Consider the following 12,934-nt stretch of genomic DNA (forward strand, 5'->3'; position numbering starts at 1 on the left):
AATGCCTTCTCGAGAAAGACAACTTCACGCCTCACGTACTTCGAGACTCCGGCACCTCGCCACTGACCGTCAACGCACTCACACGTTCGGTAATCAGTTCTGGCCAGTCGGCGTCGCCGCCTTCCTGCTGAGCCTGCGCACCAGGCCGGGATCGCTGTCCACCGTCAGCGCTGGGGAGGACGGAACAAATGAGGAAGCACGAGTCGATCGTGATGCGAGTGACGGCATCCGAGGGATCAGCCGAGCCGGTGACCCCGACGGTGCGACCATCGGCCTCGATCACCGTGGTGCACTGCGCGACGAGACCCCGAAAGGTGCCTGAGCGGCCTGATCAGCGGTCGGGGCACTCCTCCAGGAGAGTGCGCCCACCCGGAAGCAATTCCTCGCCGCCGCCTACGCGTTTGGCCTGAATGCGCACCCCTGAGCCGTGAACCACTGAAATGGAATAGAATTCTCGTCCGACTCTGTTCAGCTATTCTCGCGGAATACCCGTACAGAAGTTCGAAATCTCTGCCTGCATGCACCACGCGAATGCGGACGTCACCGTCTCGGAAATCTGGTCAGGGCGGCGTCTTTCAGGTGATGCGTTCGGGCTGATGGAGTTCTGGAAGCTGCGGCAGGAACACGTGGCGAGTTCTCTGGGCCGGCACGAAGGCAGGCACGAAGGCACGCAGGCACGCGGGCACGACTTCCGGTGATCATAAGATGGCGAGTCCCTCAGCACCACGACGGAAGACCAATCCTGCCCGCTCATTCCCGCTTATTCCCGCTTATTCCCGCTCACCCCGGGCCCTCGGGGCCAACTCACTGGCGCCATACCGGCCGCCCCCGCCGACCTTCCCACCCGGCTGACCTGTCCGGCCCAGGTGCCTGATCCCCGGAGGGATCAGGGTCGGCGCCATTCGCTTGCCTTCGTTCTGTCCCTGACCGCGTGCGCGATCCTGGGCGGAGCGAAATCCCTGACGGCAGCACATCGCGGAGCGGGTCGCCAACCCCCAGGAGCGAAACGCTCATAGAGCCTCGTAGCGCCCTCTGAATCCGAACTCGGGCTGGTTGCCGGTGCAGTGGGCAAGCAGTACCTTCCTGCTACTCAAGGACCGTGGTGTCTGGGGACAGGGCGGCGGCAACGCATGTGGTTCAGGCGGAAGAGGGACAAGAAGAGGCAGTTCACGAGCGTCAGCGTCTCGCTCACTGGTGCGACCTTGAGCTGGCAAGCTCAGGAGACCGAGCATGCGCGAGCTCGGCAGATCCTGCATCACTTGGAGGATCACCGAATGCTCTACGACCCGTATGAAGCCGAGGTCTTCGAAGCGGTTGTCGAGTCGGCTGATCGTTTGCGCTCCTACCTGAGCGAGCAACTCCCCCAATGCGAATCCGTCGGGCTCCGGGACGGTCTTCGCGAGATCCAAGCAGCCCTACGGGAGTTCCTCACCCGCATGCCCCGGCAGACACCCGACCTACCCGATTACGCCCCTTTTTGGGTCGAGTCAGGGGCAATGCGCGCTCGCGTTGGAGCCGCCGCAGGCACGATCGCAGATGCCTTCGGTGTGCCCGTGAACGGTGACCTCGCCCGCATCGTTCAGGAGAGGCGCAGCGGCACCTGAAGATCTGCCGGCGCTGATCCGAGACGAGCAATGCCGTTGCCCGGTGGTGCGGTGTGCGCCTCAACGAGGGCGGTTGGATGGCAGGCGACAAGCCTGCAACGGATGTCGAAGGTGGTCGGGCCGTGAGGCTTCGGCCGATGTGGATTGCCTTCGGTCGGCGGTGGCCGGCCGAGCTGCGGAACCGGACCTGATGGCAGAGTTCGCCTCATAAAGCCCTCTGAGTCCTCCGCCGACCTGACTCCAGTCCGGGCCGGCTTGAGGGCCCTTCCCCAACTCCGGGCGGTGAGTGTTGGCCATGAAGCTCTTCTGCGCCCCCGCCGCTGCGCCGGAGGACGAGCACCTGTCGGCGTACACATGAAGATACTGCGCCTGGAACACGCGAACATCCACCGCTCGTCAGGCCGGAGCACGGCTGGTCCGTGGCCCGGTGGCCTGGTTCCAAGGTCGCTGTCGAGGTAGGTCCATCGGCCGATGTCCGCCCCGAGCAGCCAGGTGATCATGAGGCTGTCCATTCGAGTCGAGGAGGAGCCGTGCGGGTGGGGCAGGTGGACTGGGTGGAGGTTCCGGCCGGGTTGCTGCGTCGGGGTACGCCGGTCGACGAGGTGGCGGCCGTGGCCCGCCGCTATGCGGACACCGGGGTGCCGGTGGAGTGGTACATGAAAGAAGCTCCGCGCGCGGAGATCCACATCCCGGCCTTCAGGATCGCCCGCACCCCGGTCACAGTCGGCCAGTGGGCACTCTTCGCAACGGCCACTGGCCGACCGGTCCCGCAGATGCCTGTGGACCACCCGGTTATCGGGGTCGCTTGGCAGGCGGCGACGGCCTACTGCCATTGGTTCGGGGAGCGGCTCGGCCTCGCTGTGCGGCTGCCCACGGAAGACGAGTGGGAGCGAGCCGCGCGGGGCGACGACGGCCGGGAGTTCCCGTGGGGTGAGGAGTACCGCACAGGCCTGGCCAATCTGGTGGACCTCGGCATCGGCACCACTATGCCGGTCGGTTCGTTCCCCGAGGGCGCCAGCCCTTTCGGGGTGCTGGACATGGCGGGCAACGCCGACGAGTGGACCTCTACCCTCTACGCTCCCTACCTTGGCGCGCCCGCCGAGGTGCCGAGCAGCGAGGACTGGGCCTTCGACCGGCACATCACCCGGGGCGGCGCGTTCCGCCACGACCGGGACCTGGCCCGGTGCGCCCGCCGCCACGGAGCCTACGAGCCGGACCTCGAAGCGATCGGCGTGGGCTTTCGCCTGGCCGCACCGGCCGAGTAGACCCGGGCACCGTGTCGACTCCATACGACCGACGGAATCGCCTCAGGAGCGAGCACTTATAGCTGTACCGACGTGTGGACATTGTGGTGTACGCCGAGAATGGAGCCAGGCGGTTGGGTCGGCCGCGCGGCGAGGTGCCTGCCGTGGCAAGTCCTGTTCCGCGCGGCCTCCCGCCGAACCGGACATGACGGTTTCCCTGTCATCCGGCTCTCCAGTGACTACTGCGTGAGTGGTCTGGCCGGCCTTTCCGAATGGATACGGTCGTGGCAGGTGTCGCAGGCCACGACTGTTTTGCGGCGCCGGTGGAGCATGACGCGCGCCCAGTCGGAAGGCTGCCATCCGGCGTGTGCGAGGTCGGCGAGAGCGCGGACGTGGTGCACTTGCACGTTGCCCTTGCTTCCGCAGATCTCGCAGGTATCCGCCAGGAGTCTCGCGATGAGTTCCTTCTGCGGATAGTCCACCCGGACCGGCTCGCGATCGGCGAGTTCCGCCGCTCGCTGCCGTTGGAGAGGAATTCCACCGAACCGTGCCACCAGTGGCTTCCTGTTCTTCCGCTCGATTCGGGCCTCGAAGCAGACTCGGGGCCCATTGGGCGTATCGATTCGGACCTTGTGTTTAGCGGCCATCTTCGGTACTGACGAACGGTGCTTGGCGGCAAGGGTCTTGAGCATGGATGTCTCCATGACCCATTGCAGCCGGTGCAGCCGGAAGACATCTCCGGCGAGAAGGTAGTACTGGACAATGCCCCGGTAGACGGTCCCGAACGTCGCCACGATTGCATGATCGCTACTGTTGATCAGGGCCGCCCTCTTCGCGGGGTTTCCGCGGGCGAGGTAGGGGGCGCACTTGGCTTTGATTACGTCCCGGGGGACACGGAGAGCGATCTGACCGTTGACTCGACGGTAACGGCCTGTCTTCTTCGTGTCGTTGTGCTGGGTCGTGATCTCGTAGCCGAGAAACCTCGCTGCCCCGGTGCGGGCATGCGTGATCAGCGTCTTTTCCTGGGAAAGTTCCAGTTTGAGTTCGTCACGCAGGAACTGGGCCAGGCGTTGCTTGATCTCTTCGGCCTCGGCTTTCGGTCCGGTAAAACCAAGGAGATGATCGTCCGCATAGCGTATATAGCGCAACCTGCGATACGACGGATCGTTCGGATCCGCGCTCGGCAGACTGACCATCCGCTGACGCAACACTCGGGCCTGGACCCGGTCGCCACGTCGGCGGGCTTTCGCCAGCAGATTTTGCAACTCCAGATAGGCCGGGTTTCGGGCCCGGTGCTTCCCTCGGGTGTACTCCGGAATCAGAACTTTCTCGGCGAACTCGTCCAGCTTGTGCAGGTAGATGTTGGACAGGACCGGGGAGGCCACTCCGCCTTGCGGCGCTCCGGAGAGCGTGGCGCCCCACTTCCAGTCCTCCAGGTATCCGGCTGTCAGCATGTTGCGCACCAGCCGTAGAAACCGCTGGTCATGGATCTTCTCGCTGAGGATCGACAGCAGGACCTGATGGTCCAGGCTGCCGAAGCAATCGGCGATGTCCCCTTCGATGAACCAGGATGTTCCGGTCCAGGTGTGGTCAACCTCCCGCAATGCGGTGTGGCAGCCCCGGCGGGGACGGAAGCCATGCGAGTGGTCGGAGAACGTCGGCTCGTAATACGCCTCCAGCAACAGGCGGATCACTTCACCGACAAGCTTGTCCGACCAGGTCGGCAGCCCCAGCGGACGCATCTTCCCGTTCTTCTTCGGGATATGGATGCGTCGGACCGGTTTGAAGCGGTAACGCTCGTGACGTATCGCCTCGATGATCCGGTCGATCTTCCGCTGTGACATGCCGTCCACGGTTTCTGACGTGACCCCGGGCGTCATCGCGCCATGGTTGGCGTAGATGCGGCCGTAGGCCAGCAGATACAACTGCGGGTTGAACAGTTGCCGATACAGTTCCTCGCACGGCAGGCCACGCCTGCCGCGTTCACGCAGGACACCCAGCACCGTTTTGGCGCTCTGCATTACGCATACCTCCCGGGTTCGAGTGTCCGAATCACCTGGCCCCCTTCGCCCAATGTGGACGGTTTTCCCGTCCTCCCTGGCCGGTCGTGACTCCGGCGACTACTACGGGGCCTCCGCCGCCATAGGACTCGCGTCCCGTAGGCGATCCCACGTTCGTCTCTGTTTGTACGTTCTAGCGCGACTTAGGCGTCCCATTCATCTCCTTGAATGTCCTCACTGGACATCGCCCCGCACCCCGGAGGTGCACCGGGCCACAATCAAACCCCGTGCAGAGTACGGCGCCGGTTTCAGTAGTCTTTCCGGCGGATGGGAACTTGCATCTTCTGGAGATTGGGCTTCAAACAATCCAGTCTTCGCCATATCGCGCGGGCCGCTCAGCACACCGTCCCTGACAACTGAGCCCGGTCACTGGTTTTCTGACATGCTCTTGTCCCCTTCACCTTTCGGATCTAGGTAAGTCATTCGGCCCAGAAACCTCCTTCCAAGTTCCTCCCGGCTGAGCCGGGGATACAAACAGAGCGCCTCGTGGCGCACATCGTGCGCTCGACGACGTAGCGGAAGGTGCCGAGGCCGGTGCCGTGTGGCTCGCCTCTCTTCGCGATCATGGGGCGGATTCCGCGCTGCCAGCGCAGACGGCGGTACGTGTCGTGGTCGTAGCCCCGGTCGGCCAGCAGTGCGTCGGGGCGTCGGCGGGGCCTGCCGAGCTGGCCCGCGACGGCGCACGTGCGGGCCGCCCGAAGGGGCCCAAAAGCGGGCCCAGCCCGGTCGACCGCGCACGGCAGCGTTGCGTCAGCTCATCGTCGACGGTCAGGGCATTCCGAGCTGGTCCCAGACGACGCCGGCCTCGTTCCTGCACGTTCCGCGGCCGGCTCCTCCCGCCGTACAGCTGACCGCCCTGGCACTGGCGGCCCACACCGAAGACGGCAGCGGCCGGGCCGGTATCGACGACCTCGCCCGGCTCTGTGCCACCGCCCCCTCCCCCTGGAAGATCTCCTGGACCAGCTCACCCGCACCCGGGTTTTGAACCCGCACCCGGGTTTTGGCCTCCTGGCGGCGCGATGCGGCGGCAGGCGAAACGAGCTGGCACCTTTTTGCACCCGTGGACGACCGTCCAGCCGTCCACGCTCAGCGGGGCCGACCATGAGCCAAGCGGGCTGAGCAGGCATCGAGCCCCCGGGGAATGTACAGCGTGGAGACAGCCGGCCGACCAACCACAGCCGCGAACACCGTGCGGGCGTCGGCACAGTGCGCCGTACTCCCGCCCTCCTCGGGGCCGCTGGAGACCGTCCCGGGGAGGACCGACTGCATGGTCAAGGTTCCGGGCCCTGACAGTGCCCTGCTGCCTCGCGGACGCGCGTGCTCCCGCACGACCGGGCCCGCCGCCACCGGACAAGGGCGCTTGGCAAACGACCCGGCAAAAAAGGCATGACGAGGCGTCTGCGGCTGTCCCAGAGGCTCGACTGCCCGGGGTGGTGTTCGCGATAGGGCGGAGACGGTCGCGGGCGAGGCGGCGCGTCATAAGGGTGACGACCAAGATGCGGACTCAGCCGTGCTACCTACGCGGGGCCGCCCGGCTCATCCAGGCCCTCTGACCATGGCCACTGGCTCCGCCCTCATGCGGCCCCTCGAAGGTCAGCGGCTCTCCGCACGCTGTGCCCACTGGGGCAATCGCCATGTCTTCGCGCTCTCCATGCACGACCCGGGCCTCTGGGCGCGGTTCATCCGCGTGTTCAACAAGACGGCCCCGCCCTCGCTGCCGTTCGGGCCGCGCGTACTCGCGAGGGTGCTTTAACGGCCGTTCTCATCGAAATGATTGACACTCCCCCACGCCCCGAAGAAGGCTTGCCCCTCGGGTGCCTCCGGAGAACGCAAGTGCCGAAAAGTCACGCAAGCCGCGATAGGCGTGCGAACGCACACCGGACGGGCGCCACGGAACGGTTCGTCACGCAAACGTGGGGAGAAGTTCATGAGCGAGTGGATTCTGGCATTCGACGCCGGCTGCCGATTCTGCGAAGAAGTCGCCGATCAGGTGGAGAACTCCGTCGACGGAACGTTGACCACCGCGGCCCTCACCGATCCCAGGATCCGTGCGCTGCGCGTGCGGGCCCTGGGAGAAGGGGCCGAGTGGGCCCCGACCCTGCTGGCGGTCGACGGCGACCAGGTGCGGGCCTGGACCGGTGCCGCGCTGTCCCTGCGCCTGGCGCGGCTGCTGGGACCGGCGGACTCACTGCGGGTGGTACGCGCGCTCCGCGGCCTCGATACGCTGCGGTCACCGGGCCGTCGGGGGATCCTCAAGGCCGTGCCGGGTCTGGCCCTGGGGACGTTCCTGGTCACCGGCGGCCTGGCAACCTCACCCGCGCAGGCGGTATCCCACGCCAAGGGGAGCAAGGCCTCACGCTGGGTGCGGGCCAACTTTGACCGACTGCCCACCGGCTACGCCGAGTTCGTCTCCTATCCCGCGGACTACCGGCGCGCCGTCTACGGAGCGCTGTCCGCCTCGGCCCGGAGCGATCTGTGGGTGGCACACTTCGCGCACTACCGGAAGACACACCCAGGTCTGTCGGCCGGGCAGTCCGCCGTCCTGGACGACGCGATGCGACTGGCACCGCAGATCATCGCACGACACGGGAAGGGAGCGGCCGCCAACGATCTGGAGACGGCAGTCATGTCGGCGTTCGGCGAGAGCGGCACCCGCGCGGTACTCAGGACGCTCGGCCCCGCCGACCCGCACAGCGCAGCACCTCGGCGCGACCATGGCGCCCAGGCCCAGGACTGCAATTCCCGGTGCGGGACGGGGACCGGCAGCTGCTCCTCGGTGTGCTATGCCGGGTGCACCTGGACGGACTACGGCTGCGGCCCACTGTGGCTGGCGCCGTGCAGCGGTCTCTGCAACTGAGCCTGCCCGCAAGCGGGTCACGCCTCCTCCAGGCGGCCAGGCGGCTAGGGGGTGTCTGACAATTCCGGTCTGATCAGCGAGATTCGGCTGAGCTGGCAATCCGGAGGTGCGCCGATCGGCTGGGGGGACTGGGCAGTGGCTACGAACGGCGGGCCAGTAGATGGGCGTCGAGGAAGCCCCGATCAGAGGATGGATCGTGGAGCAGCCGGGCGAAGGGATCGAGCCCAGCATCGCGCAGCAGTTCGGCGAGGCGATCCACCGGCCAGCTGTAGGCGGGCGCCACCTTGTGGTCGAACCGGACCGGTTCTTGTCCGTCGGTCCCGAAGAAGGAGACCAGGAGCAGACCGTCCGGTGCCAGGACGCGTACCTGTTCGGCGAGCAGCTCCGGTAGTTCCCCCGGAGGGGTGTGAATCATTGAGTAGTGGGCCAGTACGCCGCCGAGCGCGGCGTCCTCGATCGGCAGGGATTCCATCCGCGCCTCTTGGAAGCGCAGCGCCGGATGGGCCTGCCGGGCGTGGTCGACCATGCCGGGGGCAAGGTCTAGTCCGAAGGCGTCCAGGCCGAGTTCGTGCAGCATGGCTGTCAGATGTCCGGGCCCGCACCCGACGTCCGCTGTCCGCAGGTTGCCCGTCGCGCGCACCAGTTCGGCGAAGGTGCCGATCATGGCCCGGGAGAAAGGCTGTGTTTCCAGCCGGTTTGCGAACAGCGATGCGTACAGCTCGACGACACCGTCGTAGGCCGTCCTGGTCTCGTCCTGATGATTCGCCACGGGCAGGACTCTATAGCCGGTCTGATAATTGATCTTGTGGCAGGTCGAGGTGAGTTGACGGATGCGGCATGGAGGCGGATAGAGCCCCTTTTGCCTCAGGTGGACGGACGGGGCCGTCCGTGGCGTGATCACCGGCAGGTGGTCAACGGGGTGCTGTGGCGGCTGCGGACCGGGGCTCCGTGGCGGGATCTTCCCGACCGGTTCGGGCCGTGGCAGACCGTCTACGAGCGGTTCGCCCGCTGGGAGGCGGACGGCACCTGGGCACGGTTGCTGGAGCACGTTCAGGTCCGCGATGACGCGGTGGGCCGGGTGGAATGGACCGTCTCCGTCGACTCCACCATCAACCGAGCCCACCAGCACGCAGTCGGCGCCCGCAAAAAGGGGATGTGAACGGGGACGAACTGGAAGATCCGGGCCGCTCGCAGGCGCGCCAGGCCCTCGGCCGCTCCCGAGGCGGACTGACCACCAAAGTCCATCTCGCCGTCGATGGCCGGGGCCTGCCCCGGTCGATTGTGCTCACGCCCGGCAACGTCAACGACGCGACGGCGTTCGGCCAGGTCCTCGACGGCATCCGCACCCCGCGCCTCGGCACGGGTCGCCCGCGCACGACACCGGACCGTGTGCTGGGTGACAAGGCGTATTCCAGCAGGGCCATCCGCCATCTGCTGAGGCGCCGGGGCATCGCTGCCACGATCCCCGAGCGCCGCGACCAGGCGGCGAACCGCCACCGACGCGGAGCCCTCGGCGGCCGGCCGCCGGCCTTCGACAAGGTCACCTACCGCGACCGCAACGTCGTCGAACGATGCTTCGCCCGCCTCAAGCAGTTCCGCGCGATCGCGACCCGGTTCGACAAGCTCGGCGACCGCTACCGTGCCGGAGTTGTCCTGGCTTCCTTGATCCTCTGGCTCCGCGAGTCCACGGGGTAATCATTTGTCAGACAGGCCCTAAAGGGTGTTGCAGAAGGCCGTGATCAGGCAGGTCGGAGCGGGAGCCTGGGGCTGTGCGGTCATGCGGCGAGGGCGAGGTTGTGCATGCGGGCGACGGCCTGGACGGCGTGGTGGAGTCCGTCGCCGCGCTGCCGGCAGTCGCGGAGGATCTTGTAGTTCTTCATGCGGGAGAAGGTGTGCTCGACGCGGGCGCGGACCTTGCGATGCTGCGCGTTGTCCTCCTCCTCGCCCTTGAGTAGCGGGCGTCCGGGGCGTTTGCGGTGCGGGACGATCAGGCCAGTGTTGATGTAGGCGCCGTCACCGAGAACCGTCACGCCCTCGCAGTGCTCGGCCAGGCCGGAGTCCCGCCAGGCCTTCGCGTCCGCCGTGTTGCCGGGCACCGGACGGGCCGCAGCCACCACCAGGCGGGTCTCCGCGTCCACGATGACCTGCACGTTCGCCGAGAACCGGTAGTTACGGGAGGACGCACCGACCTTGCGGTCGCGGACCGGGACGAGGGTGCCGTCCACGATCCACAACCGGTCGGTGGCATCGGCGCAGGCACGGGCCGGCTCGAGTGCGAGCAGCGGGCCGAGCCGCTGGATCACCCGGCACACGGTCGCCGGCGAAACGCCGAACAGCGGGGCGAGCTGCCGCATGGTGAGGTTCGTGCGGTAGTACACGGCCACCAGCAGGACCCGCTCGGCCAGCGGAAGCCGCCACGGACGACCCCAGCCACATCCCTCGCCACCGCGCTCCCGAACCGCCCTCAACAGCCGACCGAACTGATCGACCCGCAGACCAGTGAACGTCTCCACCCACACCCGCTCGGCCCTCAACACCCCAGCCATACAACGGATATGCCCAGTTCACGGCCTTCTGCAACACCCTTTAAAGGGTGTTGCAGAAGGCCGTGATCAGGCAGGTCGGAGCGGGAGCCTGGGGCTGTGCGGTCATGCGGCGAGGGCGAGGTTGTGCATGCGGGCGACGGCCTGGACGGCGTGGTGGAGTCCGTCGCCGCGCTGCCGGCAGTCGCGGAGGATCTTGTAGTTCTTCATGCGGGAGAAGGTGTGCTCGACGCGGGCGCGGACCTTGCGATGCTGCGCGTTGTCCTCCTCCTCGCCCTTGAGTAGCGGGCGTCCGGGGCGTTTGCGGTGCGGGACGATCAGGCCAGTGTTGATGTAGGCGCCGTCACCGAGAACCGTCACGCCCTCGCAGTGCTCGGCCAGGCCGGAGTCCCGCCAGGCCTTCGCGTCCGCCGTGTTGCCGGGCACCGGACGGGCCGCAGCCACCACCAGGCGGGTCTCCGCGTCCACGATGACCTGCACGTTCGCCGAGAACCGGTAGTTACGGGAGGACGCACCGACCTTGCGGTCGCGGACCGGGACGAGGGTGCCGTCCACGATCCACAACCGGTCGGTGGCATCGGCGCAGGCACGGGCCGGCTCGAGTGCGAGCAGCGGGCCGAGCCGCTGGATCACCCGGCACACGGTCGCCGGCGAAACGCCGAACAGCGGGGCGAGCTGCCGCATGGTGAGGTTCGTGCGGTAGTACACGGCCACCAGCAGGACCCGCTCGGCCAGCGGAAGCCGCCACGGACGACCCCAGCCACATCCCTCGCCACCGCGCTCCCGAACCGCCCTCAACAGCCGACCGAACTGATCGACCCGCAGACCAGTGAACGTCTCCACCCACACCCGCTCGGCCCTCAACACCCCAGCCATACAACGGATATGCCCAGTTCACGGCCTTCTGCAACACCCTTTAGGCGGCCAGGCGACCAGGCGGCCGTGGCATGTGAGGTCCGTGGTGCACGCGGTCCGGGCGGTCCGAGAACCCAGACCGCCCGGCAGTCTGCCGACGGTGTTCCACAGATCTCCAAGCCGGCTCCACCTCGCTCGACGATGGCCAGGACGACGCCGCCGCCATGTCGCGCGGACAGACAACAGCGCGGGACGGCCCCACCGAGCTCGAAGAACCCGTCCCGGCACCTGACTTGGAGGGCCCCGGGACGGGTTCTCAGCGAATCACATGCTCCTCCCCTCCTCGGGCGCCGTCACGCAGGATGTGGTCGGCACTGTGCTGGGCGCGGTAGCTGGCGCGCAACGGCCTGGCGCCGGCGGACAGTTCGCGGTCCAGGAACCGGCGCAGTGGGGTGTGGGGCTACGCAGCCCGTCGACCAGGGACATGAAGGGTCACCGCCGTTTCGTCGGGCGCCACCAGGGTGCGGGCGTCACGGTGGGGACGGTAGGCAGCGGGACTGACACGGCGTCACCCGCAGGGAGTAGCCGGGAGGGCGCCGCGGCGTGGGATTCACTCGCAGGGGGGGCGGCATCTTTGGTGACAGCGACGGCAGGGTGAACACGGCGGTGAAAACCGGGTGCGGTCACGCGGCCCCTCACAACCTATTCCCCCTGTAAGGACGGTCCGGGCCGGTACAGAGGCACCCGGGCTGTTCGAACAGCTGGGCCCGTCATGCCTTTCCCAATCCAGGCCTGTATGCCTTCCCATAGAGCGGCAGGCGGCCCTGACTCACACCGTGCCTCGCCCATCTGGAGAAACGGGCTGTGTGCCACACAGGAGCACCGTGGTGAGCGGTCTACGGACCGTGCCATGGAGGGCGCGGCGGTCCCCGGACATCGCGTAGCGGCGGGCGGCGAGGCCGTTGTCGAGGTCCTCGCCGATCTGGTCGCACAGCGGGGTGAGGACGTCGGCCGCGGCGGTGTCGGACAGGTACGCGGGGGCGACTTCGAGAGCATCAGCTGCCCGAGCTGGTGGGTGGTGGCGGCGAGGTCGTCGACTACGCGGCGCAGCTCGGTGAGCGCAGGATCCGTCGGCGAACCGGCGAACCGGCGGACCGGCGGGTGGCGGAGGCGGGGCGGTGCGGACGTCGCGGACGGCCTGGCAGACCACGGCGCGCACGGTGGGCTCAGCGAGGGCCGTCAGGCCGCTGCGGGCGAGCGTGGCGAGGCGGCCGGTGATCAGTTCCGCGACGTCGCCGCTGCGGCCGGAGACGGCGATCAGGGCTCGTTGGGAGAGGCCGTAGTCGAGCGCGGCCGCGGCGGCCGGGTCGGTGTCTCGCGTGCGAGACAGATCAGGGCCGGCGGCGACGGCGTCGTGGATCGAGGCCAGGGCGCGGGCAACGTCGAGCAGCCGGTACGCCTGGGCGCGGCTGATGCCGAATTCCGTGGCGCAGTACGACTCCCACGAGGTGAAACCCAGGGGCAGCCAGACGCGGGCGGCGGGCACGTCCCGGACCCGTGCGGCGAGTACCGCCACGGAGCGCCGGACGTTGTCCATCGCCTCGCGCAGCCCGGCCGTCATCTCCCGGGCCTGCTCTGCGGTGAGCGGCGGACGCGCGGGTTCAGCGACGTCGCCCTGGTCCTCGTTGTGCTCGCCCATGACTCCATCGTCCTCCGCGCCGGCGGACCCGACCAGGGCGTACGCAAGCATGGGCGCGAGCTCAAGGTTGCG

Annotated in this window: 12 protein-coding genes and 2 pseudogenes; 8 read left to right on the forward strand and 6 right to left on the reverse strand. The window is 67.6% G+C overall.

What is annotated here, in order from left to right:
• Positions 1 to 518 precede the first annotated feature (518 nt).
• From ACRAKF_RS00235 to ACRAKF_RS00250, 4 genes are all read left to right on the forward strand, one after another.
• Positions 519 to 698 carry a hypothetical protein gene (locus tag ACRAKF_RS00235; protein WP_447034617.1) on the forward strand — a complete coding sequence of 60 codons (180 nt, stop codon included), beginning with the start codon at positions 519 to 521 and terminating at the stop codon, positions 696 to 698.
• Between the two features lie 168 nt (positions 699 to 866).
• Positions 867 to 1,016: a transposase family protein gene (locus ACRAKF_RS00240; RefSeq protein WP_447034618.1), complete on the forward strand. Its 150-nt coding sequence runs from the start codon at positions 867 to 869 to the stop codon at positions 1,014 to 1,016.
• 258 nt (positions 1,017 to 1,274) lie between these two features.
• Positions 1,275 to 1,604 carry a hypothetical protein gene (locus tag ACRAKF_RS00245; RefSeq protein WP_447034619.1) on the forward strand — a complete coding sequence of 110 codons (330 nt, stop codon included), beginning with the start codon at positions 1,275 to 1,277 and terminating at the stop codon, positions 1,602 to 1,604.
• Between the two features lie 530 nt (positions 1,605 to 2,134).
• A complete protein-coding gene (locus tag ACRAKF_RS00250) occupies positions 2,135 to 2,869 on the forward strand; it encodes a formylglycine-generating enzyme family protein (protein WP_447034620.1) in 735 nt (244 codons plus the stop codon).
• A 218-nt stretch (positions 2,870 to 3,087) separates the two neighbouring features.
• Here the strand turns inward: ACRAKF_RS00250 and ACRAKF_RS00255 are convergent, their stop codons facing one another.
• Positions 3,088 to 4,869: a reverse transcriptase domain-containing protein gene (locus tag ACRAKF_RS00255; RefSeq protein ID WP_447034621.1), complete on the reverse strand. Its 1,782-nt coding sequence runs from the start codon at positions 4,867 to 4,869 to the stop codon at positions 3,088 to 3,090.
• A 536-nt stretch (positions 4,870 to 5,405) separates the two neighbouring features.
• A pseudogene (locus ACRAKF_RS00260) lies at positions 5,406 to 5,585 on the reverse strand (IS5/IS1182 family transposase); the annotation flags it as partial.
• A 68-nt stretch (positions 5,586 to 5,653) separates the two neighbouring features.
• On the opposite strand from ACRAKF_RS00260, the gene ACRAKF_RS00265 reads away from it, so the two are divergent.
• The 3 genes from ACRAKF_RS00265 to ACRAKF_RS00275 all read left to right on the forward strand — a co-directional run bounded on the left by ACRAKF_RS00265 (position 5,654) and on the right by ACRAKF_RS00275 (position 7,765).
• The gene (locus ACRAKF_RS00265) at positions 5,654 to 5,893 is read left to right on the forward strand and encodes a hypothetical protein (RefSeq protein WP_447034622.1); all 240 of its coding nucleotides are present in this window, start codon (positions 5,654 to 5,656) and stop codon (positions 5,891 to 5,893) included.
• Positions 5,894 to 6,463: 570 nt separating this feature from the next.
• Positions 6,464 to 6,661 (forward strand): hypothetical protein, encoded by a 198-nt coding sequence (locus ACRAKF_RS00270; RefSeq protein WP_447034623.1) that lies wholly within the window; start codon positions 6,464 to 6,466, stop codon positions 6,659 to 6,661.
• Positions 6,662 to 6,835: 174 nt separating this feature from the next.
• Positions 6,836 to 7,765 (forward strand): bacteriocin fulvocin C-related protein, encoded by a 930-nt coding sequence (locus ACRAKF_RS00275; RefSeq protein ID WP_447034624.1) that lies wholly within the window; start codon positions 6,836 to 6,838, stop codon positions 7,763 to 7,765.
• Positions 7,766 to 7,904: 139 nt separating this feature from the next.
• Here ACRAKF_RS00275 and ACRAKF_RS00280 read toward each other — a convergent pair whose 3' ends face one another.
• Positions 7,905 to 8,534 (reverse strand): class I SAM-dependent methyltransferase, encoded by a 630-nt coding sequence (locus tag ACRAKF_RS00280; protein ID WP_447034625.1) that lies wholly within the window; start codon positions 8,532 to 8,534, stop codon positions 7,905 to 7,907.
• 36 nt (positions 8,535 to 8,570) lie between these two features.
• On the opposite strand from ACRAKF_RS00280, the pseudogene ACRAKF_RS00285 reads away from it, so the two are divergent.
• A pseudogene (locus tag ACRAKF_RS00285) lies at positions 8,571 to 9,482 on the forward strand (IS5 family transposase).
• Positions 9,483 to 9,540: 58 nt separating this feature from the next.
• On the opposite strand, the gene ACRAKF_RS00290 reads toward ACRAKF_RS00285, so the two are convergent.
• The 3 genes from ACRAKF_RS00290 to ACRAKF_RS00300 all read right to left on the reverse strand — a co-directional run bounded on the left by ACRAKF_RS00290 (position 9,541) and on the right by ACRAKF_RS00300 (position 12,862).
• Positions 9,541 to 10,311, reverse strand: a complete 771-nt coding sequence (locus ACRAKF_RS00290; RefSeq protein WP_431330040.1) for a transposase family protein — start codon at positions 10,309 to 10,311, stop codon at positions 9,541 to 9,543.
• 102 nt (positions 10,312 to 10,413) lie between these two features.
• A complete protein-coding gene (locus tag ACRAKF_RS00295) occupies positions 10,414 to 11,184 on the reverse strand; it encodes a transposase family protein (protein ID WP_431330040.1) in 771 nt (256 codons plus the stop codon).
• Positions 11,185 to 11,992: 808 nt separating this feature from the next.
• The gene (locus ACRAKF_RS00300) at positions 11,993 to 12,862 is read right to left on the reverse strand and encodes a hypothetical protein (protein ID WP_447034626.1); all 870 of its coding nucleotides are present in this window, start codon (positions 12,860 to 12,862) and stop codon (positions 11,993 to 11,995) included.
• Positions 12,863 to 12,934 lie beyond the last annotated feature (72 nt).

It is taken from the genome of Streptomyces sp. DSM 118878 (genome assembly GCF_052936595.1).

Coding starts and splice junctions, on each gene's coding strand:
- ACRAKF_RS00235 (WP_447034617.1), top strand. CDS start 519: ATGCACCACGCGAATGCGGACGTCACCGTCTCGGAAATCTGGTCAGGG.
- ACRAKF_RS00245 (WP_447034619.1), top strand. CDS start 1,275: ATGCTCTACGACCCGTATGAAGCCGAGGTCTTCGAAGCGGTTGTCGAG.
- ACRAKF_RS00255 (WP_447034621.1), bottom strand. CDS start 4,869: ATGCAGAGCGCCAAAACGGTGCTGGGTGTCCTGCGTGAACGCGGCAGG.
- ACRAKF_RS00270 (WP_447034623.1), top strand. CDS start 6,464: ATGGCCACTGGCTCCGCCCTCATGCGGCCCCTCGAAGGTCAGCGGCTC.
- ACRAKF_RS00275 (WP_447034624.1), top strand. CDS start 6,836: ATGAGCGAGTGGATTCTGGCATTCGACGCCGGCTGCCGATTCTGCGAA.
- ACRAKF_RS00290 (WP_431330040.1), bottom strand. CDS start 10,311: ATGGCTGGGGTGTTGAGGGCCGAGCGGGTGTGGGTGGAGACGTTCACT.
- ACRAKF_RS00295 (WP_431330040.1), bottom strand. CDS start 11,184: ATGGCTGGGGTGTTGAGGGCCGAGCGGGTGTGGGTGGAGACGTTCACT.
- ACRAKF_RS00300 (WP_447034626.1), bottom strand. CDS start 12,862: ATGGGCGAGCACAACGAGGACCAGGGCGACGTCGCTGAACCCGCGCGT.